Origin of the sequence: Corynebacterium sp. LK2537 (assembly GCF_040946485.1) — a bacterium.
GTDB lineage: Bacteria > Actinomycetota > Actinomycetes > Mycobacteriales > Mycobacteriaceae > Corynebacterium.
In genome coordinates this window covers 1-24,586 of the sequence record NZ_JAYWLQ010000003.1, presented here as the reverse complement: position 1 = coordinate 24,586, position 24,586 = coordinate 1, and the positions used below count along the sequence as shown (strand labels likewise).

General features: G+C 64.8%; 24 protein-coding genes and 5 tRNA genes. 19 read left to right on the top strand and 10 right to left on the bottom strand.

What is annotated here, in order from left to right:
- Positions 1–12: 12 nt before the first annotated feature.
- Positions 13–963, bottom strand: a complete 951-nt coding sequence (locus tag VVS03_RS04975) for an acyl-CoA thioesterase (RefSeq protein ID WP_368521620.1) — start codon at positions 961–963, stop codon at positions 13–15.
- A gap of 170 nt (positions 964–1,133) precedes the next feature.
- Between VVS03_RS04975 and VVS03_RS04970 the strand changes: the two genes are divergently transcribed.
- From VVS03_RS04970 to purM, 3 genes are all read left to right on the top strand, one after another.
- Positions 1,134–1,529, top strand: a complete 396-nt coding sequence (locus VVS03_RS04970; protein WP_368521621.1) for a sterol carrier family protein — start codon at positions 1,134–1,136, stop codon at positions 1,527–1,529.
- Positions 1,530–1,598: 69 nt separating this feature from the next.
- Entirely contained in the window at positions 1,599–3,107 is a 1,509-nt protein-coding gene (gene purF, locus VVS03_RS04965) for an amidophosphoribosyltransferase (protein ID WP_368521622.1), read from the top strand.
- 28 nt (positions 3,108–3,135) lie between these two features.
- A complete protein-coding gene (gene purM / locus VVS03_RS04960) occupies positions 3,136–4,197 on the top strand; it encodes a phosphoribosylformylglycinamidine cyclo-ligase (protein ID WP_368519823.1) in 1,062 nt (353 codons plus the stop codon).
- Between the two features lie 70 nt (positions 4,198–4,267).
- Here the strand turns inward: purM and VVS03_RS04955 are convergent, their stop codons facing one another.
- A complete protein-coding gene (locus VVS03_RS04955; RefSeq protein ID WP_290223174.1) occupies positions 4,268–4,477 on the bottom strand; it encodes a DUF3073 domain-containing protein in 210 nt (69 codons plus the stop codon).
- 193 nt (positions 4,478–4,670) lie between these two features.
- The gene (locus VVS03_RS04950; protein WP_368519822.1) at positions 4,671–5,732 is read right to left on the bottom strand and encodes a folate-binding protein YgfZ; all 1,062 of its coding nucleotides are present in this window, start codon (positions 5,730–5,732) and stop codon (positions 4,671–4,673) included.
- Positions 5,733–5,794: 62 nt separating this feature from the next.
- On the opposite strand from VVS03_RS04950, the gene VVS03_RS04945 reads away from it, so the two are divergent.
- A complete protein-coding gene (locus VVS03_RS04945) occupies positions 5,795–6,640 on the top strand; it encodes an aminodeoxychorismate lyase (protein ID WP_368519821.1) in 846 nt (281 codons plus the stop codon).
- Between the two features lie 9 nt (positions 6,641–6,649).
- On the opposite strand, the gene VVS03_RS04940 is transcribed toward VVS03_RS04945, so the two are convergent.
- Positions 6,650–7,378: an FABP family protein gene (locus VVS03_RS04940; RefSeq protein WP_368519820.1), complete on the bottom strand. Its 729-nt coding sequence runs from the start codon at positions 7,376–7,378 to the stop codon at positions 6,650–6,652.
- A 93-nt stretch (positions 7,379–7,471) separates the two neighbouring features.
- Here VVS03_RS04940 and VVS03_RS04935 point away from each other — a divergent pair, with 93 nt between their 5' ends.
- Complete coding sequence (locus VVS03_RS04935) at positions 7,472–8,524, top strand: diacylglycerol kinase family protein (RefSeq protein ID WP_368519819.1); 1,053 nt, start codon at positions 7,472–7,474, stop codon at positions 8,522–8,524.
- A gap of 6 nt (positions 8,525–8,530) precedes the next feature.
- Here VVS03_RS04935 and VVS03_RS04930 read toward each other — a convergent pair whose 3' ends face one another.
- Complete coding sequence (locus tag VVS03_RS04930; protein ID WP_368519818.1) at positions 8,531–9,349, bottom strand: DUF2993 domain-containing protein; 819 nt, start codon at positions 9,347–9,349, stop codon at positions 8,531–8,533.
- Positions 9,350–9,381: 32 nt separating this feature from the next.
- Here VVS03_RS04930 and mshD point away from each other — a divergent pair, with 32 nt between their 5' ends.
- From mshD to pstB, 5 genes are all read left to right on the top strand, one after another.
- Positions 9,382–10,302 carry a mycothiol synthase gene (gene mshD, locus VVS03_RS04925; RefSeq protein WP_368534629.1) on the top strand — a complete coding sequence of 307 codons (921 nt, stop codon included), beginning with the start codon at positions 9,382–9,384 and terminating at the stop codon, positions 10,300–10,302.
- 327 nt (positions 10,303–10,629) lie between these two features.
- Positions 10,630–11,718 (top strand): phosphate ABC transporter substrate-binding protein PstS, encoded by a 1,089-nt coding sequence (gene pstS / locus VVS03_RS04920; RefSeq protein WP_368521624.1) that lies wholly within the window; start codon positions 10,630–10,632, stop codon positions 11,716–11,718.
- A gap of 166 nt (positions 11,719–11,884) precedes the next feature.
- On the top strand, positions 11,885–12,961 hold the full coding sequence (gene pstC / locus VVS03_RS04915; protein WP_368519815.1) for a phosphate ABC transporter permease subunit PstC: 1,077 nt from the start codon (positions 11,885–11,887) through the stop codon (positions 12,959–12,961).
- A 20-nt stretch (positions 12,962–12,981) separates the two neighbouring features.
- A complete protein-coding gene (pstA, locus tag VVS03_RS04910; RefSeq protein WP_368534628.1) occupies positions 12,982–13,896 on the top strand; it encodes a phosphate ABC transporter permease PstA in 915 nt (304 codons plus the stop codon).
- 55 nt (positions 13,897–13,951) lie between these two features.
- Entirely contained in the window at positions 13,952–14,725 is a 774-nt protein-coding gene (pstB, locus tag VVS03_RS04905) for a phosphate ABC transporter ATP-binding protein PstB (protein ID WP_368519813.1), read from the top strand.
- Between the two features lie 167 nt (positions 14,726–14,892).
- Here pstB and phoU read toward each other — a convergent pair whose 3' ends face one another.
- The gene (gene phoU, locus VVS03_RS04900) at positions 14,893–15,621 is read right to left on the bottom strand and encodes a phosphate signaling complex protein PhoU (protein WP_368521627.1); all 729 of its coding nucleotides are present in this window, start codon (positions 15,619–15,621) and stop codon (positions 14,893–14,895) included.
- An 88-nt stretch (positions 15,622–15,709) separates the two neighbouring features.
- On the bottom strand, positions 15,710–16,855 hold the full coding sequence (gene dusB, locus VVS03_RS04895) for a tRNA dihydrouridine synthase DusB (RefSeq protein ID WP_368534627.1): 1,146 nt from the start codon (positions 16,853–16,855) through the stop codon (positions 15,710–15,712).
- A gap of 182 nt (positions 16,856–17,037) precedes the next feature.
- On the opposite strand from dusB, the gene VVS03_RS04890 reads away from it, so the two are divergent.
- Entirely contained in the window at positions 17,038–18,537 is a 1,500-nt protein-coding gene (locus tag VVS03_RS04890; protein ID WP_368519810.1) for an acetyl-CoA hydrolase/transferase family protein, read from the top strand.
- A gap of 113 nt (positions 18,538–18,650) precedes the next feature.
- A tRNA-Lys gene (locus tag VVS03_RS04885) sits at positions 18,651–18,723 on the top strand.
- Positions 18,724–18,866: 143 nt separating this feature from the next.
- On the opposite strand, the gene VVS03_RS04880 is transcribed toward VVS03_RS04885, so the two are convergent.
- Positions 18,867–19,199 (bottom strand): metal-sensitive transcriptional regulator, encoded by a 333-nt coding sequence (locus tag VVS03_RS04880; protein WP_368519809.1) that lies wholly within the window; start codon positions 19,197–19,199, stop codon positions 18,867–18,869.
- A 116-nt stretch (positions 19,200–19,315) separates the two neighbouring features.
- On the opposite strand from VVS03_RS04880, the gene VVS03_RS04875 reads away from it, so the two are divergent.
- The 5 genes from VVS03_RS04875 to VVS03_RS04855 all read left to right on the top strand — a co-directional run bounded on the left by VVS03_RS04875 (position 19,316) and on the right by VVS03_RS04855 (position 20,262).
- Positions 19,316–19,388: transfer RNA gene (locus VVS03_RS04875), tRNA-Glu, on the top strand.
- Positions 19,389–19,443: 55 nt separating this feature from the next.
- Positions 19,444–19,517: transfer RNA gene (locus VVS03_RS04870), tRNA-Asp, on the top strand.
- 233 nt (positions 19,518–19,750) lie between these two features.
- Positions 19,751–19,827: transfer RNA gene (locus VVS03_RS04865), tRNA-Asp, on the top strand.
- Positions 19,828–19,847: 20 nt separating this feature from the next.
- A tRNA-Phe gene (locus VVS03_RS04860) sits at positions 19,848–19,923 on the top strand.
- Complete coding sequence (locus tag VVS03_RS04855; protein ID WP_368519808.1) at positions 19,888–20,262, top strand: GNAT family N-acetyltransferase; 375 nt, start codon at positions 19,888–19,890, stop codon at positions 20,260–20,262. The genes VVS03_RS04860 and VVS03_RS04855 overlap by 36 nt, the downstream gene beginning before the upstream one ends.
- A gap of 74 nt (positions 20,263–20,336) precedes the next feature.
- Here the strand turns inward: VVS03_RS04855 and epsC are convergent, their stop codons facing one another.
- Positions 20,337–20,900: a serine O-acetyltransferase EpsC gene (gene epsC, locus VVS03_RS04850; RefSeq protein WP_368519807.1), complete on the bottom strand. Its 564-nt coding sequence runs from the start codon at positions 20,898–20,900 to the stop codon at positions 20,337–20,339.
- Between the two features lie 92 nt (positions 20,901–20,992).
- Positions 20,993–21,931 carry a cysteine synthase A gene (gene cysK, locus VVS03_RS04845; protein ID WP_368519806.1) on the bottom strand — a complete coding sequence of 313 codons (939 nt, stop codon included), beginning with the start codon at positions 21,929–21,931 and terminating at the stop codon, positions 20,993–20,995.
- A gap of 358 nt (positions 21,932–22,289) precedes the next feature.
- Here cysK and ramA point away from each other — a divergent pair, with 358 nt between their 5' ends.
- Positions 22,290–23,132 carry an acetate metabolism transcriptional regulator RamA gene (gene ramA, locus VVS03_RS04840; RefSeq protein ID WP_368519805.1) on the top strand — a complete coding sequence of 281 codons (843 nt, stop codon included), beginning with the start codon at positions 22,290–22,292 and terminating at the stop codon, positions 23,130–23,132.
- A 20-nt stretch (positions 23,133–23,152) separates the two neighbouring features.
- On the top strand, positions 23,153–24,421 hold the full coding sequence (gene murA, locus VVS03_RS04835) for a UDP-N-acetylglucosamine 1-carboxyvinyltransferase (protein WP_368519804.1): 1,269 nt from the start codon (positions 23,153–23,155) through the stop codon (positions 24,419–24,421).
- Positions 24,422–24,586: the final 165 nt, after the last annotated feature.

Here is a 24,586-nt window from a genome sequence, read left to right as displayed (position 1 = left end):
GACTGCTGGGGCTTAGTCGATGTGCTGGTTGTTGGGCGCGACGATGAGCGGCTTGGGGGAGTACTTGCCGCGTAGCTCCCGCAGGATGTTGGCATGCTCGGCCAGGCGCTTGTCCTCCTCGGTGACCGGGGTGAACTGGCGGGCGGCCTGCGGCTGGAAGTCGCGGTCGATGGCCATGTAGGCCACGGTCGCGTGGATGGCGGTCTCTAGGTTGTTGCGGCCGCCGCGCGGGTTGCCGGCGCGCACGTGGATGGACATCTGCATCGAACGGTTGTCGGTGCGCATCATGCGGGCGTCGACCTCGATGAGGTCGCCGATGGCAATCGGGCGGTAGAAGCGGATGCCGCCGGCGTAGACGGCCACGGTGTGTTCGCCGGACCATTCCATGGTGCAGGCGGTGCCGGCCTCGTCGATCCACTCCATGGCAGTGCCGCCGTGGACCTTGCCGCCCCAGTTGACGTCCGTCGGCTTCGCCAGGAAGCGGTTGATGAGCCGCGGGGCGTAGGACGGGCCGTCGTAGGTCTGCTGTTCCATCTCCTCTTCGATGGCCTTGCGCAGCTCAATACGGGACTGGGCGGCCTCGGCGACGCGGCGTTGGTCGTCGTTTTCCGGGGTGAACGTCGGTACCGGGGTCGACTTGTTGGTTTCGGCGTCCTTGGCCACGAAGATGACCAGGCAGTCGCAGGCGCGGGTGAAGATGCCGTCCCGCGGGTCCGCGGAGAGCACCTCGTTGACGATGTGCATGGACGACCGGCCGGTCATCGCGATGCGGGAGCGGACCTCCACGATGTGGCCCGAGGGGATGGGGCGGGTGAAGTGGATGTGGCCCACGTAAGCGGTCACGCAGTACTGGCCGGACCACTGGACCGCGCACGCGTAGGCGGCCTTGTCGATCCACTCCAGAACGCGGCCGCCGCTGATGCCCTGGGCGCCAGCCATCAGGACATCAGTAGGCGAAGCCATGAAACGAAGGGTGATTTGCGGGGACTTGAGAGCATCCTGCGTCTGCGGGGTAGTGGTCATAATATATAAAGCTACCAGGGCGGGAGGAAGGATTAGGGCACGTGGCGTCGCGGACAGCCAGAAGGCTGCGCGCGGGCAGCGCCGGGGTGGCGGCGACTAGACTGGGCGGCATGGCAAAGAAGGCAGATCCCGCCGCGGCGCGCGCGGCCGTCGAGGCTTTGGCAGAGTGGATCCGGGAAGACAACCCGGAGACCACGGAGCGGCCGGCCCGGGCCACGCTGGCGCAGGCGGTACGCAACACGGCCCGGTTGGTGGAGCAGGACGCGCCGGGGCACTCAGTGGAGCTGCGGGTACCCCCGTTCGTGGCCGTCCAGTGTATTGAGGGCCCGCGCCACACCCGCGGCACCCCACCCAATGTCGTGGAGACGGATCCGCACACGTGGCTGCGTTTGGCCACCGGGCATACCAGCTGGCAAGCCGCCGTCGACGCAGGGCAGGTTGATGCTTCCGGCTCCCGCGCCGCCGAAATCGCGGAGTGGCTGCCCGTCATCCCGCTGGGCCGCTAAGCCGCGCAAGCGGGCAGGAAGACGGCCGAGTATTAGTGCCGCGCTGGCTAAAAGACTAAGATAACCGGCGTGGAAGCCGTCAACTCACTTCAGACAACTGGCCTCACTAATCTCGACGATCACGGCGAGACCTCTCCGCGGGAAGAATGCGGCGTCTTCGGCGTCTGGGCCCCGGGAGAAGAGGTTTCCAAGCTTACCTATTTCGGGCTTTTCGCCCTCCAGCACCGCGGCCAGGAGGCCGCCGGTATGGCGGTCGGGGACGACGACCGCCTCGTGGTGTTCAAAGACATGGGGCTCGTGGCCAACATCTTCGACGAGTCCATCCTGAGCTCCCTGCAGGGCAACGTGGCCGTCGGACACACCCGCTACTCCACCGCCGGTGGCAAGGAATGGTCCAACGTGCAGCCGATGTTCGGCGCGTCCTCCAACGGGGTAGACATCGCGCTCGGCCACAACGGCAACTTGGTCAATTACCTGGAGCTGCGCCAAGAGGCCGTGGACCGCGGGCTGATCAAACCGCACGAGGAGTCGGTCTCCGACTCGATGTGTCTGTCCATGTTGCTGGGCGACGGCGTCAATGATGAGACCTCCGTCTTCGAATCCGCCCGCCAACTGCTGCCCCGCGTTCAGGGCGCTTTCTGCCTGACCTTTACCGACGGCCACACCCTCTACGCCGCCCGCGACGGCCACGGCGTGCGCCCGCTGGCGCTGGGCCGCCTGCCGCAGGGCTTCGTGGTCGCCTCCGAGACCTGTGCGCTCGACATCGTGGGCGCGCAGTTCATCCGGGAAATCGAGCCGGGCGAGCTCGTCGCCATCGACGAGACCGGGATCCGCTCCGAGAAATTCGTCGAGCCCACCCGCCACGGCTGCGTCTTCGAATACGTCTACCTGGCCCGACCCGACTCCCAGATCTCCGGGCGCTCGGTCAACGAGACCCGCGTGGATATCGGCCGCCGCCTGGCCCGCCAGTACCCCGCCGAGGGCGCCGACCTGGTCATCCCGGTGCCGGAGTCCGGCAACCCGGCCGCGGTCGGCTACGCCCGCGAATCCGGCATCACCTTCGCTCACGGCCTGGTCAAAAACGCTTACGTGGGCCGTACCTTCATCCAGCCCACGCAGACCCTGCGCCAGCTGGGCATCCGGCTCAAGCTCAACCCGCTCAAGGAAGTCATCGCCGGCAAGAAGCTGGTGGTAGTGGATGACTCGATTGTCCGCGGCAACACCCAGCGCGCGCTCATCCGCATGCTGCGGGAGGCCGGGGCGGCCGAGGTCCACGTGCGGATCGCCTCCCCGCCGGTGAAGTGGCCGTGCTTCTACGGCATCGACTTTGCCTCCCCGGGCGAGCTCATCGCCAACGTCGCGCCCAGCGATGACCCGGAGGTCGTCTGCCAGACCATCTGCGAGGCCATCGGTGCCGACAGCCTGGGCTTTGTCAGCGTCGATGAGATGATCGCGGCGACCGAGCAGCCGCGCAGCCAGCTGTGCGCCGCCTGCTTTGATGGCCACTACCCGTTGGGCCTGCCGGCCGGTAACCCCAACGCGGAAGCTGTGCGTACGCTTATGAGCCAGAACTCTTAAAAAGACCCCAAGGAATGAAACTTTCGCTATGACCGATACGACTGACAACACTTACGCCGCCGCCGGCGTGGACATCGCCGCCGGCGACCGCGCGGTGGAGCTGTTCGCCCCGCATGCCAAGCGCGCTACCCGCCCGGAGGTCATGGGCGGCCTGGGCGGGTTCGCCGGCCTGTTCAAGCTCGGCGACTACAAGGAGCCCATCCTGGCGGCGGGCTCGGACGGCGTGGGCACGAAGCTGGCCGTGGCCCAGGCAATGGACAAGCACGACACCATCGGCATCGACCTGGTGGCCATGTGCGTCGATGACCTGGTGGTCTGCGGCGCCGAGCCGCTCTTCCTGCAGGACTACATCGCCGTCGGCAAGGTCGTTCCGGAAAAGGTCGCGGAGATCGTGGCCGGCATCGCCGAGGGCTGCGTGCAGGCCGGCGCCGCGCTGCTGGGCGGCGAGACCGCCGAGCACCCGGGCGTGATGGAGGTCGACGATTACGACGTCTCCGCCACCGCCGTGGGCGTGGTCGAGGCCGATAGCGTGCTGGGCCCGGACAAGGTCCGCGACGGCGACGTGCTCATCGCCATGGGTTCGTCCGGGCTGCACTCCAACGGCTACTCCCTGGCCCGCCACGTCCTGCTGGAGCAGGCGGGCCTGCCGCTGGACGGCTACATGGACGAGCTCGGCCGCACGCTGGGCGAGGAGATGCTCATCCCGACCCGCATCTACGCCCAGGATTGTCTGGCGCTGGCCGCGGAGTGCCACGTGGCAACGTTCTGCCACGTCACCGGCGGCGGCCTGGCCGGCAACCTCGAGCGCGTCATCCCGGAGGGGCTGACCGCGCACGTGGCCCGCTCCACCTGGACCCCGGGCCAGATTTTCCGCACTATCTCCTCGGTGGGCAAGGTCGAGCTGTCCGAGATGGAAAAGACCTTCAACATGGGTGTCGGCATGGTGGCGGTCGTCTCCGCCGAGGACCGCGACCGCGCGCTGGCCATGCTCACGGCCCGCCACCTGGATGCCTGGGAGCTGGGCGAGGTGCGCAAGTCTGCCGAGGGCGAGCCCCGCGTCGTCGTGACCGGCAACCACCCGAACTTCTAGCGCCCGACCTACGCCAACGCCGCCGGTGACCAAGTCTTGGTCGCCGGCGGCGTAGTGGCGTTTTTAGGGGTTAACCTTTGGCTTCGTCGTCCCAGTCGTCGATGTAGTCGGCGTATGGGTCTTCGTAGCGGTCGTCTTCTTCATCCTCTCGGCCCCATCCATCGCCCGGCTTCTTGGAGGCTAGCTCGCGCTGGAGCGAATCCAAGTCCATCTCCGGAGAATTGTACTTCAACTGGCGTGCAACTTTGGTCTGCTTTGCCTTCGCGCGTCCGCGTCCCATGTGCATGACCCCCTTGAGGTGTGTAGGGCACGATCCAGGGTTTCGGATGGCCCCATCGGCTTGTCATTTGAGTATCTTCCTGTAAGACACAATAGCCTGTGCGTCAAAAAAATTCCGCACGACCCCCTAAGGCAGGGCAAATGGCCTAGTGAGAGACTTAAGGTTTTCTCACTAGGTCTCTAAACGGGTGACTCTACTTCCCCCGCAGTTTGTTGATGGCCGCGCGTCCAGCCTTCGGCCCCTCAGTGGTGGGGATGGAATCCGGATCGAGGTTGGCGGCGGCCTGGCCGATGGTCAGTTGCCCGGAATCCAGGGCGGAACGTTTGACCAAGCCTAAGGCGATGGGGCCGAAGTCGCAGTCGTCGACGATGGAACCCATCCGCCCCACGCGGCGGCCGCCGAAGGTGATGCCTGTGCCGGGCTCGGGCAGCTGCGGGGCCGAGCCGTCCAGGTGCAGTAGCACCAGCAGGCGGGGTGAGCGGCCCAAGTTTTCCACGCGCGCCACGGTCTCCTGCCCGCGGTAGCAGCCCTTGTTCAGGTGCACGGCGCCGGCCTGCTCGCCGCGGCCGATCCACTGCGGGACCTCGTGGGGGATGGACTTGGTGTCCAAGTCCACGGCCAGCTCCGGCTCGCGGGCGCGGATGCGCTCGGCGGTATACGCCATCAGCCCGGCCAGGGTGAGACCGGCCGCTTCCAGTTCCGCGACGGCGGTGGCTAGCTCCGCGCGCGGGACGACGAGGTCGCGCCGGCGGATGCCCGGCCAGTCGACCTCCCGGCTAAAAACGGTGCCCGCGGGGTCTGCTACCTCACCGTCGCCCAGGACGGTCAGCAGGGCGTAGTCCGGCTCCGTGATTTCTACCTGGGACCAGAACACCATCTTGGTCAGGAAATCGCGCAGGCTGTCTGCTTGGCCCGCGGGCAGGTCAAGGAAGAAGCCTTCCTCCGTCCGCGTGATGTCCGCCTGGTGCAGGATGTGGCCCTGGATGTCCAGGTCGAGGGCCGTGGCGCTGTAGCCGACGGGGACATCGTCCAGCTTCTGCGAGAGGAGGTTGTTGAGGAACTCCGCGGAGTCCTGGCCGCTGACCTGCAAGAACCTGCGGTGGCTGCGGTCTACGACGATGGCGCCGGACTGGGCGGCGCGTTGTTCACCCAAGGGGTTTCCGTAATGCCACGCGACCCCGGCGGCATCGAGCGGTGTTTCTGACTGGAATTCGGCAGCGCCGGAGCGCTGAAGAAGAACAGAAGAATAACTCACAATTGCCATCGTAACGCTCCATTCGCCTGCTTGGCTAGGTCGGACCGGGCATAATTATGAGCATGCTACAACCTGCGCCCGTAATCTACGTGGTCGAGCCCTTCGGGGGATCGATCCGCCGCCACAACCCCTCCCTGCCGCTGGTCTTTTGGGATGACGCGGCCGTCACGCGGGGCGACGGGGTCTTCGAGTCCCTGCTCATTAGGGACGGCAAGGCCCGCAACACCGAGCGGCACGCGCAGCGCTTCGCCCGCTCCGCCCGCGCCCTGGGGCTGCCGGAACCGTGCCTGGACAAGTGGCTGGAGGCCACCGCGCTGGCTGCGAGCGAATTCGATGCGGAGGAAGCCAAGTGCACCTGGACCTATTCACGGGGGCGGGCCTCGACCGGGGTGCCGACAGCGTGGGTCGCGGTCCAGCCCATCGGCGCGGACGTTTTAGCCCAGCGGGCGAAGGGAGTGCGGGTGTGGGCGACCCCGCGGCGCTGGCAGGCGGACGACAAGGTGCTGGCCAAGACCCTGAACTACGCCGCGACGCTGGCTACGCTGCGCCAGGCTCGCCACGACGGCTACGACGACGTCATCTATACCCACCCGGACAGCGGCCTGGTGCTGGAGGGGGCCACCTCGACGGTCGTGGCGGTGCGCGGGAAGAAGCTGCGCACGCCCAAGGCCCCGGGGATCCTGCCGGGCACCACGCAGGCGGCGCTGTTTGCGCTGGCCGAGGATCGCGGCTATAACTGCAAGGCCAAGGAGATGGACCTGGGCTACCTGCAGCGCTCGGACTCGGTCTGGCTGGTCTCCTCGGTGCGCACTGGGGTGCGGGTCCGCTCGCTGAACGGGACCAAGCTGGCGGCCCCGGACAACGCGGAGGAAATCCGTGCGCTCATCGACGCCGCGGTGGCGTCGTAGCGCGATTAGCTAGCCGGCGACGCGGGAAAGCTCGGCCGACATGTACGGGCGCATCTCGCCGTCGACGAGGCGCTCGTCGACCCAGCCCAGGTTGTTGTTGGGCATGAGACCGTACATGCGCTTGCCCGGGCCCAGGTTCTTCGGGCCGGTCTCGGTGACCATGGTCGAGGCGGACTCGAGCTGCCAGGCGCGCTCGTTGAAGGGCTCTCCGTAGAAGATTTCGACGATGCCGGTCGAGGACGTGTAGGTCATCTCGATCTCGTCCTTGGCGGAGATGCGCCAGAAGCCGGACTCGCGCACGTCGGACTCGCCCGGGGTGCCCTCGGAATCAATCTTCCAGGTCCGGGAGCTAAAGGACAGGTAGTTCTCGCCGTCGTGGGCGATAATCAGGCGCTGGCCGAAGGTGTATTCGTTGCCGTCGGTGCCGTGCGCCTGACCCTCGCCCTGCCACACGCCCACCAGCGGCAGCAGGGCCAGCAGGCCGTCGTGCAGGGACGGGCCCTGGCGCAGGTTGGCGGTGTCCTCCGAGACCGGGATCTCGGCGAAGTCCGGGGCCGGGATGTTGCGGGAAGAGGCGTCCTTCCAGGCCTCGGCGGCGTGGTTCACGGCGGCGTTGCCGTTGAGCTTGCCGTTGGAGCCGGTGTTCGCTGCGGCGGCATCGGCGGCCGTGTCCGGGGTCTGCTCGCCGGCCGGGGTGGTGTTCTCGGGAGTTTCGGAGTGATCGTTTCGCTCAGTCATGCCCTCGATCCTAGCTAACTGTGCGTCGGCACTGCGTGGTTGGGCGGGGGAGAAGCGCAGCGAAACCCGGGCCAGGTCTATAGAGTGTGGTGTGTGCGTGTCCTATTAATTTTGAACCCGAACTCTACGAGCCAGAACGCCGGCCTGCTGCGGCAGGTCGTGCCGGCGCTGCGGGCGGCGCCCGGGCTGTCCATGGAAGCCCGGATGACCCAGTACCCGGGGCATGCGGAGCAGATGGTGGCCGGCATGCGCCGTTCAGACTTTGATGCGGTCATCGCCATGGGCGGCGACGGCACCGTCAACGAGATCGTCAACGGCCTGCTCGGCCCGGTGAAAGATTCCGCAGATCCCGGGCAGCGGCCCCGCCCGGAGGAGCTGCCCGTGCTGGCGATCATCCCGACCGGCTCGGCCAACGTCTTCGTGCGCGCGCTGGGCTTTCCCGCCGGCGCCGTGGACGCGACCCATGTGCTGGCCCGGCTGCTCGACCGCAACAGCACCCGCACCATTTGCTTGGGCACCTGGGACGACCGCTGGTTCGCCGTGAACGCGGGCTTCGGGTTGGACGCGGACGTCCTGGCGCGGGTGGACCGGGCCCGCGAGCGCGGCTTTGCGGCCACGCCGCTGCGCTACCTGGTCATCGGGGTGCGCGCCTACACGCGTGCGCTGCGCCGGCCGCCGCGCATCAACGTGGTCGCGGAGGGCAACGACGGCAAACGCTGGGAGCACGAGAACGTCCCCCTGATGCTGGCGTCGAATACCAACCCGTGGACCTTCTTAGGCCCGCTGCCCATGGTGACCAACCCGCGCAACTCCTTCGACGAGGGCCTGGGCCTGTTCGGGCTGAGCAGCCTGCAGGGCGTGTCCGGCCTGGTGGGCATGCTGCACCTGATTGGCGTGGACCACCGCCGCTGGCTCAACAAGGTCACCAGCGCGCGCACCCTGCAATTCGACGACGCCTCCGCGGTGACGCTGAGCTGCCCGACCCCGCACCGCTTCCAGTCGGACGGGGAATCCGAAGGAACGCATACCCGGGTCCAGCTGCGTTCGGTGCCGGACGCCCTCGAGGTCTTCGCCCCGCGAGAGGCGGGCGAGCCGCACAAGCGGAGCGTGAAAGAGATCCTACTGGACCTCATCCGGATTAAGTAGGCGCGGCTAGTTACCGGAATTCTCGTCGTTGACCTCGCGGCCGTCGGAGTCGTATTCCCCGGCGATCTCGATGGGGGCAAGCTGGCCGGGCTGCAGGTGGGTGTTGCGGCGCTGGGTCTCGAAGGTGATGCCGCCTCCCTGCAGGCGCACGGCGGTGGCCTGGGCGGGCAGGGGCAGCTGCCGGGTATCCAGTTCCAGCTCGAAGACCTGGGTGGCCTCTTCCTCGCTCGTGCCCTCGGCCAGCTCCAGGATCTCCACCGGGCGCATGTAGAAGCGCTCGCCGACGAGCCGCAGCGTCACGCGCACCCGGGTGGGCTCTTTCGCGCCGGCGACGGTGCCGCTGAGCTCGGCCTCGGAGGCCATGCCGCCGGTAGGCGAGATGTTGTCGGGGTTGGCAATGGATAGGTCCGTGATGTCCAGCAGGCGCCCGAGCGCGACGCCGTCTAGGGTGATGGCGCGCGAGAAGGTCGACACCGGTGCGCCGGCGAAGTCCCCGCTGGTCAGCTGGTCGGCGGAGACGGTGATATCGCGCAGGGTGGTCTGCGCATTGATCATGCCCAAGTGGGGCACCTCCACGTCGAGGGACTTGACCTCGATCAGCGGGATCTCGTTGGTTACCGCCGCCCCCAGGTAGGGCATGCCCCCGACGTAGACCTCGGGGGAGTTTTCCAGCTTGGATTCTTCCTTGACCCGCTGGGAAATGGAATGCTCCGCGTGCATGGCGAAACCGGAGTCCACCACAAACAGGCTTCCGCTCACCGCGGCGATGCCCAGGAGCCAGGCGAGGGGCTTGCGGGCGCGGGCGGGCACAACAACGTCAGTCACATGCTCCATTGTTGCAAACTATCCTGGAAACCATGACAGCGACTACCACTAAAACCACGCACCTGCCCGACGATGCCGCCACGGCCCGCGCCGTAGCCGCCTTAGCGCGCCAGGCCGCCCAGGCCGACGGGGTAGCGCCGCTCTCCGAGCAGTTCCTGGCCGGGCTCGACGATGCCCGCCTGGGCCACACCCACACCCTGCTGTGGGTCGGCGAGGACCTGGCCGGGGTGGCCGCCGACGACGGGGACAGCGCCGAGCTCTTCGTCGCCCCCGACTACCGCGGTAACGGTGAGGGAAAGGCCCTGCTGGGCGAACTCGGCGATCGGCCGGTCTGGGCGCACGGGAACCTGCCCGCGGCCCAGCACCTGGCCGCCGCCGCGGGCCGCACCATCGAGCGCGAGCTGCTGGTTATGGCGCTCGAGGGGGACCCATTGCGCTCCGCCGCAGCCTTCGACGCCGTCGACGCGCCGGGCCTGGAGGCCATGGACTACCCGGCGGCCGCCCAGCGCTTCGGAGCCGAGGCCGTCGATAGCGCCTGGCTGGCCGTCAACAACGAGGCGTTTAGCTGGCACCCGGAGCAGGGCGGCTGGGACGCCGAGCGCTTGGCGCGCGGCAAGGACAACTCCTGGTACGACCCCGCGGACGTGCTCTTCTTGTGGGACACCCGCGGCGCGGAACCGAGGCTGGCCGGCTTCCACTGGACCAAGTGGCACTCCCCGGTGACCACCGAGGAGGACGAGTCCTTCGGCGAGGTCTACGTCATCGGCCTGGCCAGCTCTTACCAGGGCCAGGGGCTGTCCCGGCCGCTGCTGGCGCTGGGGCTCAAGCGCATGCAGGACAAAGGCGCTGACAAGGTCATTCTCTACGTGGAGGCGGACAACGCCGCGGCCGTGCGCTCCTACGACAAGGCGGGTTTCGAGGTGGCCGAGCGGCACTGCGTCTACGGCGTCTAAAACCTGAGGAAGAACGTTGAGAAAACTCAGTAGGAAACCATGGATCGGTGTGAAAGGTGAGAAGAATCACCTGCGTTGGGGCGATTGTTAACTCAGCGTTAACCGAAAGGGACCTTTCCGGTTAACCAAGACTGGATAGCTTTAAGCGTTGTGAGTATCCAGGCCTTCTAGGCGCGGAGGTACTGCGCCGCGGACTAGTTCACCGCTATAGGCCAGTTCCACCGCGTCGGAGGTCAGCCCGGCACCACCGTCCCATGGGGTGGCTGCGCGCGGGTAAAGGTGCTCGGACAATCAAGTTGAATCTGATCTCCACAGGAAAGGTTTCCCGTGATTCGCAATTTCAAGCGCACCGCTGCAATCTTCGGCATCATCGCGGCTTCTTCTACCGCTTTGGTCGCCTGCAACGACTCTGACTCCTCCGCTGAGGGCGAGACCGAGGTTTCCGGCGAGCTGACTGGTGAGGGCGCTTCCTCCCAGCAGAACGCTATGGACTACTTTGCTTCCAAGTTCCAGGAGACCACTGGCGGCGACGCTAGCCTGGCTTACAACGCCACCGGTTCCGGCTCCGGCCGTACCCAGTTCGTCGACGGCCAGGTCACCTTCGCCGGTTCCGACTCCCCGCTGGAGGAGGAACAGGTTGAGGCTGCTAAGGACCGTTGCAACGGCAACGACGCTTGGCACCTGCCGTTCGTTATCGGCCCGGTTGCTATCGCTTACAACTTGGAGGGCGTTGACGAGCTGAACCTTTCCACCGAGAACGTTGCCAAGATCTTCAAGGGCGACATCACCGAGTGGAACGACGAGGCTATCCAGGCTGACAACGAGGGCGTTGACCTGCCGGATACCCGCATCTCCGTGGTCTACCGCTCCGACGAGTCCGGTACCTCCGACAACTTCCAGAAGTTCCTGCACGACGCCACCGAAGAGTGGGACAACGAGGGTGGCAAGAACTTCCCGACCGAGGTCGGCGAGGGCGCCAACGGCTCCTCCGGCGTTGCTACCCAGGTCTCCAGCATCGACGGCGGCATCACCTACGTCGAGCACTCTCACGCTGAGCAGGCCGGTCTGGGCGTTGCCAAGATCGACTTCGGTGCTGGCCCGACCGAGCTGTCCGAGGAGACCGTCGGCACCGCTCTGGAGAACCTGCAGTTCGAGACCGAGGGCAACGACATGGTCGTGAACTCCGAGGCTCTGTTCTCCTCCTCCGATGAGGGCTCCTACCCGCTCATCCTGACCACCTACGAGATCGTCTGCTCCGCTGGCTACGACGAGTCCGAGGCGGCCCTGCTGAAGGAGTTCCTGAAGACCGCTCTGGACCACCAGGATGAGGGCCTGACCGAGGCCGGCCACATCCCGGTCACCGGTGCTCACCTGGACCGCCTGAAGACGGCTGTCGACGAGATCCAGGCGTCCTAAAGCATCCTCATACTGACTGGTTCATCACCCCGCCCCAGCGCGGGATGATGGGCTAGATGGTTGAATTTCCCCCGCCGGCCGCTCGTTACGCCGTCGGGGGTTCTTCCCGTTAAGCGGGAAGATGTGACAAACGTAAAAACCCTACAAGTTGAAGGATCCCCGCCACATGGCTGAGTACAACTCGACAACGGGTGAGCATAAGAAGCTCGACGATGACCGCAACGTGGAAGGCCACTCCGTGGCTACCACCACCGCCGCGGGCAAACCCGATAACGAACCCCAGGGCGCTTCCGAGGGCGTGAAGACCGGCGGCGTTAAGCGCCCGGGCGACCGCGTCTTTGAGATTCTCTCCACCGCGTCCGCTACCCTCATCACTGTCTTCATTGCGGCTATCGGCATCTTCCTGATTATTCGTGCCGTCCCCGCGCTGAACCGCAACGCCGAAGGCTACCTCGGCTTTTTCATCTACACGGGTCCGTGGGACACGTCCAACGTGGACGAAATGTACTTCGGTATCCCGAACCTGTTCGCCGCCACGGTCACCATGTCGGTGCTGGCTCTGATTATCGCGATGCCGGTGGCTCTCGGCGTGGCCATCTTCCTGTCCAACTACGCGCCGGCCCGCCTGGTCAAGCCGATGGGCTTTTTGGTCGACATGCTGGCCGCCGTTCCTTCCATCGTTTACGGTCTGTGGGGCTGGCTCGTCCTGGGCCCGGTGCTGTCGGGCTTCTACGAGTGGATTCACAGCTGGGCCGGCGGATTCTTCCTCTTCACCGTCTACGAGAACTCGCCGTCGTTCGCCACCGCCCGCAACATGTTCACCGGTGGCATCGTGCTGGCCGTAATGATTCTGCCGATTATCGCGGCTACCGCGCGTGAGGTTTTCGTCCAGACCCCGAAGGGGCAGGTCGAGTCCGCCCTGGCCCTGGGCGCTACCCGCTGGGAAGTCGTCCGCATGACCGTTCTGCCGTTCGGCCTCTCGGGCTACATCTCCGGCGCCATGCTGGGCTTGGGCCGCGCGCTCGGTGAGACCATGGCCCTGTACATGGTCGTCGGCCCGTCGTCCGAGTTCCGCTTCTCCCTGTTCGATGGCGGTACCACCTTCGCAACCGCGATTGCGAACGCGGCACCGGAGTTCAACAACCCGATTAAGGCGGGCGCCTACATCGCCGCCGGTCTGGTGCTGTTCTTGCTGACGTTCATCGTCAACGCCATTGCCCGCGCGATCGTCTCCAAGAAGTAGAAGAGTGAGGATAACAAACAATGTCTAATGCTGTAGCTGCTTCTGACGTTTCGACCACACACAACGCCTTTACCGACATCTCGGGCAAGCGTAAGTTCGCCAACAGCGCGGCGACCGTCCTTATCTACCTGTGCATGATTGTCGCTCTCATCCCGCTGGTGTGGGTGCTCTGGGAGCTCATCGTCAAGGGCCTGCCCGTCACTCTGAACGTGGAGTGGTGGACCGAGGACATGCTGGGCGTCATGTACCACCAGCCCGGCGGCGGTGCGCTGCACGCCATCGTCGGTACCATCATCCAGGCTGGCCTGGCGACCATCATCGCCGTCCCGATTGGCGTGTTCACCGCCATCTACCTGGTGGAGTACTCCCGTGGCGGGTGGCTCGGCCGCGTGACCACCTTCATGGTGGACATCCTGTCCGGTGTCCCGTCCATCGTTGCCGCCCTGTTCGTCTACGCCGCCTGGATCGGCGTCATGGGCTTCGACCGCTCCGGTCTGGCCCTGGCTTGGTCCCTGTTGCTGCTGATGATTCCGATTGTCGTCCGTAACACCGAGGAGATGCTCCGCGTGGTCCCGATGGACCTGCGCGAGGCCTCCTACGCCCTGGGCGTGCCGAAGTGGAAGACCATCGCCAAGATTGTTCTGCCGACCGCACTGTCCGGTATCGCCACCGGTGTCATGCTGGCAATCGCCCGCATCATGGGTGAGTCCGCTCCGGTCCTCATCCTGGTCGGTTCCACCAGCGCCCTGAAGTGGGACCCGACCAGTGGCACCATGTCCTCGCTGCCGCTGATGATGTTGGACATGTACAAGGCCGGCGTTACCGAAGCCGTCCTCGACAAGCTGTGGGGCGCCGCCTTCACCTTGGTCCTTCTCATCGCGCTGCTCAACGTTGCCGCCCGAATCATCTCCGCGAAGTTCTCGGTCAAGCAGTAACCTGCTTCGCCCGGCCCGAACTTTCACCGACAACTCTCATACTCAGGAGCACAAGATGTCCAAACTCGAACTCAATGACGTCAATATCTACTACGGCGACTTCCACGCTGTGCAGAACGTCAACATGCACATCCCGGCCCAGGCGGTAACTGCGTTCATCGGCCCGTCCGGCTGTGGTAAGTCGACCGTGCTGCGTACCCTCAACCGCATGCACGAGGTCATCCCGGGCGCCTACGTCAAGGGCGAGATCCTGCTGGACGGCCAGAATGTCTACGACTCCAAGGTCGACCCGGTCTCCGTGCGTAACACCATCGGCATGGTCTTCCAGAAGGCCAACCCGTTCCCGACCATGTCCATCGAGGACAACGTCGTCGCCGGCCTGAAGCTGTCCGGCGAGAAGAACAAGAAGAAGCTCAAGGAGGTCGCGGAGAAGTCCCTGCGCGGCGCCAACCTCTGGGACGAGGTCAAGGACCGCCTGGACAAGCCGGGCGGCGGCCTCTCCGGCGGTCAGCAGCAGCGTCTGTGCATCGCCCGCGCCATTGCGGTCGAGCCCGAGGTGCTGCTCATGGACGAGCCCTGCTCGGCCCTGGACCCGATTTCCACCCTGGCGGTCGAGGACCTGATTCACGAGCTGAAGCAGGAATTCACCATCGTCATCGTGACGCACAACATGCAGCAGGCATCCCGTGTGTCCGACAAGACCGGCTTCTTCTCCCTGGAGGCCACCGGCAAGCCGGGCCACCTGGTGGAGTTCAACGACACCACCAAGATCTTCGAGAACCCGGAAAAGAAGGAAACCGAAGACTACATCTCCGGCCGTTTCGGCTAAGGAGGCTCCCCGCGCGCGGCCGCACCGCGCGCTGCGCTAAAACTTGATTGTCTGAGCTAAAGACTTAAATCCCCCGGGCGCCAGGTTGAGCCCTGGTGCCGGGGGATTAGTCGTAGAAAAACCCGCCGCGCGGGATGCGGGGCGGGCAAGTAGTAAGGGGAGGCCGGCTAGCGGCGGAACTGGCGCTCCAGGGCGGCGAAGTGGGCCTCCATGTCCTGGCGGCGGTCCTCGTCGGCGCGGCGGGCCAGGTACTCGTCCGGCAGCATGCCGGTGCTCAGGTAGAGGATGCGGGCGGCCACGTTGACGCAGTGGTCCGCGTAGCGCTCGTAGAAGCGCGAGAGCATAGCCAGGTCGACGGCCGAGCGGGTGGAGTACTTCCAATCCCGCTGGGTCAGGATGGTGATCAGGTGGTGGTTGATGTCGTCCACCGCGTCATCGTCGCTCGCCAGCTCCAGCGCCAGCTGGGGATCCGGATCGATAAGAGCGTTGCGGGTGCGCGAGCACATCTCATCGACCAGGCGGGCGAGTTCTTCGAGGTACCCCATGAACTCTTCCGGAACCACGTGGTGGGGGTGGCGGCGTCGCGCGGACTTCGCGATGTGCTTGGCCAGCTGGCCCATGCGGTAGAGGTCCTCCACGATATAGATAGAGGAGACCACTTGGCGCAGGTCCTTGGCCATGGGGTTTTCCAATGCCAGGAGGGACACGGCGCGTTCTTCGCACCGGGTGCGCAGCTCTTCTAGCTCGTCGGATAGGGATAGACCATCTTCGGCCGGCTGCAAGGCGGCCGTCAGAAGTGCCCGCGAAGCCTGAGACATGATCGCCTGAACCGTGTCGCACATCAGGATCAGGTCGTGCGCGAAGTTATCTAACTTCTCTCTGTAGGCAATTCGCATGCCCAACAGTATAGTGCACGTTTATTGGGAACGCCCGCCAAGAACTAGTAATTTTCAATACCCTGATAGGTGTATACAAGCTGCGGGTTTAGCCGCCGGAGTTCATGATCTCGGCGCCGGCGGGCACCGCCTCGTCCTCCGGGTCGTCCAGCCAGCCGTCCGGCAGCGCGACCTTGGCCGGCGAACCCTGACGTCCGCGGGGCCCAGAGGCATCGTCAGCCCGGGCATTAGAGCCGGCCCAGGGGGCGAGCAGCTCGCGCAGATCCGGCAGGGAGTTTACCTTAGACAGCTGCGAACGGACCTCGCCGCCGACCGGGAAGCCGCGCAGGTACCACGCAATGTGTTTACGAATATCGCGGCAGGCGTGGGCCTCGCCGTCGTAGTGCGCGAGCAGCTCCGCGTGGCGGTAGACGATCTGCGTGACCTCGCCCAGCGTCGGCTCCTCGGGCACCGGCTCGCCGCGCAGGTGGGCAGATAGCTCGGCGAAGAGCCAGGGGCGGCCTAGGCAGCCGCGGCCGACGACGACCCCGTCGCAGCCGGTGGCTTCCATCATCGCGGCGGCATCGGAAGCCTTGAAGATATCACCGTTGCCCAGGACCGGCACCCCACTGTCCGCGAGGTGCTCCTTCAGGCGGGCAATTTCCGACCAGTCCGCCTGACCCGAGTAGCGCTGGGCGGCGGTGCGCCCGTGCAGCGCCACGGCGGCCGCGCCCTCCTCAACGGCGATACGGCCGGCGTCCAGGTGCGTGTGGTGCTCGCTATCGATGCCGACGCGCATCTTCACCGTCACCGGGATGTCGGTGCCCTCCGTGGCCTTGACGGCGGCCGCGACGATGTTGCCGAAAAGCCGGCGCTTATACGGCAGTGCGGATCCGCCCCCGCGGCGGGTGACCTTCGGGACCGGGCAGCCGAAGTTCATGTCGATGTGATCGGCCAGGTTCTCGTCCACGATCATCTTCGCTGCGCGGTAGGTGTATTCCGGATCGACGGTGTAGAGCTGGAGCGAACGCGGATCCTCGCTCGGGGCGAAGGTCGTCATGTGCATGGTCTTCTCGTTGCGTTCCACCAGGGCGCGGGCGGTGACCATCTCGCAGACGTAGAGGCCGGCCACGGTGCCGGTGCGGGCGAGCTCCTGCTCGCGGCACAGCGTCCGGAAAGCCACGTTGGTCACCCCGGCCATCGGGGCGAGGATGACGGGGGAGTTGAGAGAGATAGAACCGATGCGCAAAGTCACGTTTTACATTGTGGACTGTGGGCAGAAACGCTGGCAAACCGGGACGGCGGGTGCACCTTGTCTTCACAGTTTTGGCACAGTTGCGGAAAAGGTTGCAAATATTCGCTAATGTGGTGCGTGTAACTAAAACCATGCGGCGTGCGTTACACCCGCGCGCCGCGACAATCACAGGAGGTAAAGACTTGACTGAGCGGATTGGGTATTACCAGGACCTCGTGGTCTCCGCCGAGGAGGCAGCCAAGTACGTTAACAATGGCGACCGAGTGGGCATTTCCGGCTTCACCGGTGCCGGTTACCCGAAGGCGCTGCCGGCCGCTATCGCGGAGAAGGCCACCAAGGCCCACGAGGCGGGCGAAGAGTTCAAGATTGACGTCTTTTCCGGCGCCTCCACCGCCCCGGACTGCGACGGCGTCCTCGCGGAGGCAGACGCCCTGCGCTTCCGCGCCCCGTACAACTCCGATCCGGTGCTGCGTAACAAGGCTAACTCCGGCGAGCTGCTCTACCAGGACGTCCACCTGTCCCACATGGGCCAGCAGGTCGAGGAGGGCTTCTACGGCGACTTCCAGGTAGCCATCATCGAGGTCGTCCGCATTACCGAGGACGGCAACATCGTGCCGTCGTCCGCCGTGGGCAACAACCTCGAGTACATCGAGGCCGCGGACAAGATCATCCTCGAGGTCAACGAGTGGCAGTCCCTGAACCTGGAGGGCATGCACGATATTTACCGCATCGAGAAGCTGCCGAACCGCCAGCCGATCCCGATCACCAAGGTCAGCGACCGTATCGGTGAGACCTACATCGAGATCCCCAAGGACAAGGTCGTCGCCGTCGTTAAGACCAACGCCCCGGACCGCAACGCCCCCTTCAAGGCCCCGGACGAGACCTCCGAGAAGATCGCCGCGAACTTCATCAACTTCCTCGAGGGCGAGGTTGCCGCCGGCCGTCTGGCATACGACCAGTTCATCATGCAGTCGGGCGTGGGCAACGTCCCGAACGCCGTGATGGCCGGCCTGCTGGATTCCAAGTTCGAAAACATCCAGGCCTACACCGAGGTCATCCAGGACGGCATGCTGGATCTCATCGACGCCGGCAAGATGACCGTCGCCTCCGCCACCTCCTTCGCGCTGTCCCCGGAGTACGCGGAGAAGATGAACGCCGAGGCCGACCGCTACGCCAAGCACATTGTGCTGCGCCCGCAGCAGATCTCCAACCACCCGGAGGTCATCCGCCGCGTCGGCCTGATTTCCTCCAACGGCATGATTGAGGGCGACATCTACGGCAACATCAACTCCACCAACGTGGGCGGCACCCGCATCATGAACGGTACCGGTGGCTCGGGCGACTTCACCCGCAACGCCTACATCAGCACCTTCGTGTCCCCGTCGATTGCCAAGGACGGCAAGATCTCCGCCATCGTGCCTTTCGTGGCGCACACCGACCACACCGAGCACGACACCATGGTCATCATCACCGAGTACGGCGTGGCTGACCTGCGCGGCCTGGCTCCGCGCGAGCGCGCCGAGAAGGTCATCGCCGTGGCTCACCCGGATTACCGTCCTGCGCTGGAGGAGTACTTCGAGCGTGCTAAGCAGGGCAAGTTCATCCACACCCCGCACGATCTGAAGTCCGCCTTCGACTTCCAGATTCGCTTCGCCGAGACCGGGGATATGCGTCCCCAGTAAGCGCGCCGACGCTCATTAGGCAGTTAGTAGCCCCTATGAACAGGGCCTTTGAGGCCCGGTTCGGGGGCTATTTTCTTCCTGTCGTGGCCTCCTATTAGAATAAGGAACGCATTGGGCCTTTAGCTCAGCTGGTAGAGCTACGGACTTTTAATCCGCAGGTCGAGGGTTCGAGCCCCTCAGGGCCCACGCACCAGCCCGCTAGCGCGCTCTAAGAGCCGTTAGCGGGTTCTTTCATGTCTTTACAAGGATTAAGGCCTGGCAGCCGCTGAGGCGGCGTTTAAATCGCCGGCAGGGGCTGTTGGTTGGACGGCGCGCTAGGGGAAGGGGGGCTAGCTCTTGACCATCTTCTTGATGGCGCGCATGGCCTCGTCCAGCTTGTCCTGGGCGATGGTACCGTCCGCGTTGCGGGCGCCGGCCACGCAGTGGGCGATGTGGTCTTCCAGGAGGGCGAGGGAGACGTTTTCCAAGGCGGAGGTGACCGCGGAGATCTGCGTGATGATGTCGATGCAGTATTGATCCTCGTCGATCATGCGGTGGATTCCGCGGGTTTGGCCCTCGATCTTGCGCAGCCTGGCCAGGTACTTCTTCTTGGAGTCGGCGTCCGCGTTGTAGCCGTGTTTATGCGGTGCGTGGCACGAGCAGGCTTCCTGATTTTCGGGCATAGCGGTGGTTTTATCTCCGGGGTAGGGCGCGATTTTGTATTGAGTGATTCTTCCAGTATATTTTGAGAAGTCGCGCAAGGGAAAGCGAGAGTTTTCTGCCTTGAATACCGCGGCAGGCCCCCATCGTCTAGCGGCCTAGGACACTGCCCTTTCACGGCAGCGGCACGGGTTCGAATCCCGTTGGGGGTACGGAGAAGGCCTCTTTTAAAGAGTTTTTCTTCACCATGTACGTCTTAGACGTGCTGGCCCTGTGGCGCAGTTGGTTAGCGCGCCGCCCTGTCACGGCGGAGGTCGCGGGTTCAAGTCCCGTCAGGGTCGCAGTACCAGAAGGGTCGAGGTTTTACCTCGGCCCTTTTTCGCGTCTTTCGGGCGCGGGGACGGCGGAGCGGCCAGGGTTTGGCAAGACTTGTGAACGTGTCCCATCTGGTGCGAGCTTTCTCTATGAATATGGATGACTAGCAGGCGATTTGCCTATGTTTCGGCGTTCTGTGTAGAGTAATAACTCGTGCAAGACAGGGTGCTAAGCCCTGGAATGCAGCAAATTAAATAATGGCCCTGTGGCGCAGTTGGTTAGCGCGCCGCCCTGTCACGGCGGAGGTCGCGGGTTCAAGTCCCGTCAGGGTCGCCAAGGCTACTCCGGTAGTCTTCGGCCAGATAGCTCAGTCGGTAGAGCACACGCCTGAAAAGTGTGGGGTCGCCAGTTCGATCCTGGCTCTGGCCACCAGCAAGGTCCGTTTCCGCTAAAGGGAACGGGCCTTTTTGGCATACTGGGGCCATGGAAAACTACTCCGTTGCCAAGCAGACCGATCGTTCTCAGTTCGTCATCACCGTGGACGGCCACGAGGCCGGATACGCGCACTACATCGATGACGCTGACGTCCGCGAGTTCGACCACACGGTCGTCCACCCGGACTTTCAGGGTCGGGGCCTGTCTAAGCCCCTGATTCAGGCCGCGCTGGATGATGCGCGGGAGGCCGGCAAGCGCGTGCGCCCGACCTGCTCCGCCGTGGCGCGCTTTATCGACAAAAATCCCGCCTACAAGGAGTTGCAGGCGGGTTCTTAAGGGGGAAGCTACCGAGGGAGCTAGGCGGCGGCTGCAGGGCCGCGTGCGCGGCGCTGCGCGGTATTGTGCTCCGGCTAGATGAAGTAGTCGGGGTCGACGAGCTTGATGCGCTCTTCGTGGCGACGCGGGCGGTTCTTAGCCGGGATGCCGATGGCGCTGTGCTCCGGGGGCACGTCCTTGGTAACGACGGCGTTGGCGCCGACGGCGGAGCCGTGGCCGATGGTGATGGGGCCCAGCACCTTGGCGCCCGCGCCGATGACGACGTTGTCCTCGATGGTGGGGTGGCGCTTGGTTTGGGTGAGCACCTGGCCGCCCAGGGTCACACCGTGGTAGAGCATCACGCCGTCGCCGATTTCGGCGGTCTCGCCGATGACGATGCCCATCCCGTGGTCGATGAAGAAGCGCCGGCCGATGGTGGCGCCGGGGTGGATCTCGATGCCGGTGAAGAAGCGGTTAAGCTGCGCCAGGACGCGGGCCGGTCCCTTCAGGCCGCGCTTCCAGAGCCAGTGGGAAACGCGGTGGGCCCAGATGGCGTGCAGTCCGGAATAGACGATGGCGTTTTCGACGTCGCCGCGGGCAGCGGGATCGTGGTCGCGGGCGTTAGCTAGGTCTTCGCGGATTCGGCTGAGGATGTTCATATCCAAAGCGTACTAAAAACCGGTCGCCCAAAAGGCAAGAAAAAGTGCCTGCTTGGCTATACAAGGCTCAAGCAGGCACTTAACGCGTGAAATTAATCTTCGCGGATGTCCTCGTAGAGGATGGTGGAGACGTAGCGCTCGCCGAAGTCGCAGACGACGGTGACGATGGTCTTGCCTTCGTTCTCCGGGCGCTGGGCCAGCTCCAGGGCTGCCTTCAGGTTAGCGCCGGTGGAGATGCCGCCCAGGATGCCATCGGCGACGGCCAGCTTGCGGGAGGTTTCCACAGCGTCCTCGTTGCTGATGGCGATGACCTCGTCGACCAGCTTGCGGTCCAGGACCTCCGGGATGAAGTTAGCGCCCAGGCCCTGGATCTTGTGCGGGCCGGCCTTGCCCTCGGACAGCAGCGGGGAAGCGGCCGGCTCGACGGCTACGGTCTTCAGATCCGGGTTCTTCTCCTTCAGGAAGCGGCCCGCACCGGTGATGGTGCCGCCGGTGCCGACGCCCGCGACCAGGATGTCGACGTTGCCGTCGGTGTCGTTCCAGATCTCCGGGCCGGTGGTGTTGTAGTGGACGGTCGGGTTGGCCTCGTTAGCGAACTGGCGGGCCAGGATGGCGCCTTCGTTCTGCTCGATGATCTCGTTGGCCTTGTCGACTGCACCCTGCATGCCGGCGGCGCCCGGGGTCAGGACGATCTCGGCACCGTAGGCGCGCAGCAGGACGCGGCGCTCGTTGGACATGGTCTCCGGCATGGTCAGGATGACCTTGTAGCCGCGAGCCGCGCCGACCAGGGCCAGGGCGATGCCGGTGTTGCCGGAGGTGGCTTCCACGATGGTGCCGCCCGGCTTCAGCTCGCCGGAGGCCTCGGCGGCGTCGACGATGGCCTGGCCGATACGGTCCTTGACCGAGTTAGCCGGGTTGAAGGACTCGACCTTAACGAGGACGTCGGCCTTGAGGCCCTCGGTCAGACGGTTGACGCGAACCAGCGGGGTACCGCCGATGGTCTCGAGAATGTTGTCGTAAATCTTTGCCATAGGTATTCGGGACTCCTTGTGCAGCTGTTTTCCGATTTGCTTTTCCCACCCTACACTAGTTGTCTAGACCGACCAGTACGCAAGAAATAGACCGAGTTTTATTCAGTGGGAAACGCTGGCTGCGGTGGTGGTTGTCCCGTGGGTGACGGGCGCTTATACCAGTTCGGGCGCGCTGGCGCTCGTGGTTAACCCCGCCGCCTGTATTTTAATTAGGTAGCGGATTCGTGTTTTATGAGAGTTCTGATTTAGAATTACCCCCGTTAGCCCGATACAGTTGGGAAACAGTGTTGTAATACACCCGTTCAAAAGGGGCACCCCTGGGTGCACCTTAATGGGTACCCCCGAGTAGGAGTACGTCTTGGAAGCGCACCGAATTAAAGATGACGACGAGGCCGTACGGGCCGCATTGTCTTCCTTGAAGACCGCCACTGGTATCCCGGTGACGATGTACGGCACCTTGCTGCCGGATAATCGCCTGCAGATCACACAGTGGGTCGGCCTGCGCACCCCCGCCCTGCAGAACCTGACTATCGATGCCGGCGTCGGCGTCGGTGGCCGCGTCGTCAAGAGTCGCCGCGCGGTGGGTGTCTCGGATTACCTGCGCGCCAAGACCATCTCCCACGAAAACGACCGCCTCATCCAGGACGAGGGACTGCACTCCATCGTGGCCGTGCCGGTCATCGTCCAGCGCGAAATCCGCGGCGTCCTGTACGTCGGCGTGCACTCGCCGGTCCGCCTGGGAGACAAGGTCATCGAGGAAGTCACCATGACCGCTCGCTGTCTCGAGCAGGACCTGGCGGTCAACTCGGTGCTGCGCCGTACCGACGGCGGCAAGGCCGGGGCCGGTCGCGGTGGCCACGTGATGAACGGTGCGGAGTGGGAGCAGGTCCGTTCCACCCACTCGAAGCTGCGCATGCTGGCCAACCGGGTGGCCGAAGACGATCTCCGCAAGGAGCTCGAGACCCTGTGCGACCAGATGGTCTCGCCGGTCCGCGTCAAGCAGTCCACCAAGCTGTCCGCCCGCGAGCTCGACGTGCTCTCCTGCGTAGCTCTGGGGCACACGAACGTCGAAGCCGCGGAAGAAATGGGCATCGGCGCCGAAACCGTGAAGTCTTATCTGCGCTCTGTGATGCGTAAACTCGGCGCGCACACCCGTTACGAGGCGGTCAATGCCGCCCGCCGGATCGGCGCACTGCCCTAAGAGGCTGTAAGTTGGTCGGTGTGAAGGACCAATTTATTGTCACCGGTGGTGCCCGCCTGCAGGGTTCTGTGCGGGTCGACGGCGCCAAAAATAGTGTGCTGAAACTGATGGCGGCCGCCCTGCTGGCGGAGGGCCGCACGACGTTGACTAACTGTCCGGAGATTCTGGACGTACCCCTCATGAAGAAGGTTCTTGAGGGGCTGGGCTGCGAGGTCACTATCGACGGCTCGGTAGTCACCATCGACACCCCGGACCAGCCGCGTTCGGACGCGGACTTCGATGCCGTCCGGCAGTTCCGCGCTTCCGTTTGCGTCTTGGGCCCGCTGACCTCGCGCTGTGGTCGGGCGAAGGTGGCCCTCCCCGGCGGCGACGCTATCGGTTCCCGCCCGCTGGATATGCACCAGTCGGGCCTGGAGAAGATGGGTGCCAAGACCCGGATTGAGCACGGCGCCGTCGTGGCCGAGGCGGAGCGCCTCCACGGCGCGAAGATCAAGCTCGACTTCCCCTCGGTCGGTGCCACCGAGAACATCCTGACCGCAGCGGTACTGGCGGAGGGGACCACCGTCCTGGACAATGCCGCGCGCGAGCCGGAGATCGTGGACCTGTGTGACATGCTCAACTCCATGGGCGCGCGTATCAGTGGGGCGGGGACGTCGACCGTCACCATTGAGGGTGTGGACAAGTTGCAGCCCACCGAGCACGAGGTAGTGGGCGACCGTATCGTCGCCGGCACCTGGGCCTATGCCGCTGCCATGACCCGCGGCGATCTGACTGTGGGCGGGATTGCGCCGAAGCACCTGCACCTGCCGCTGGAAAAGCTCAAGTCCGCGGGCGCCGACGTGGAGACCTACGAGACCGGCTTTAGGGTCCGTATGGACGGGCGCCCGAAGGCGGTCAACTTCAACACTCTGCCTTTCCCGGGGTTCCCGACCGATCTGCAGCCGATGGCCATTGGCCTGTCGGCGGTGGCCGAAGGCACGACGATGATCACCGAGAACGTCTTCGAATCCCGCTTCCGTTTTGTGGACGAGATGCTCCGCCTCGGGGCGGACGCACAAGTCGACGGTCACCACGTCATCGTCCGGGGGCAGGAACGGTTGTCTTCGACCCACGTCTGGAGCTCCGATATTCGCGCCGGCGCCGGCCTGGTTCTCGCGGGCCTGTGTGCGGACGAGGTCTCCGTGGTCCACGACGTCTTCCATATCGACCGCGGCTACCCGAACTTCGTGGAGAACCTGAACCGGCTGGGCGCTCAGGTGGAGCGGACCCAGGAAGAGGAGCGGTACTAACGCTCAAAGCCCCTATCCGTCGGCCCCGGAATTTACCGGTGACCGGCGGATTTGTGTCTTTCGGGGACTGTGTGTAAATTAATCCCAGTCGCCGCGAGGTAGCTGAGAGGTTAACGGGTGGTGACGGTGTTTGACTTTGTTTACGGTTGTGAGTAAGGTTGAACA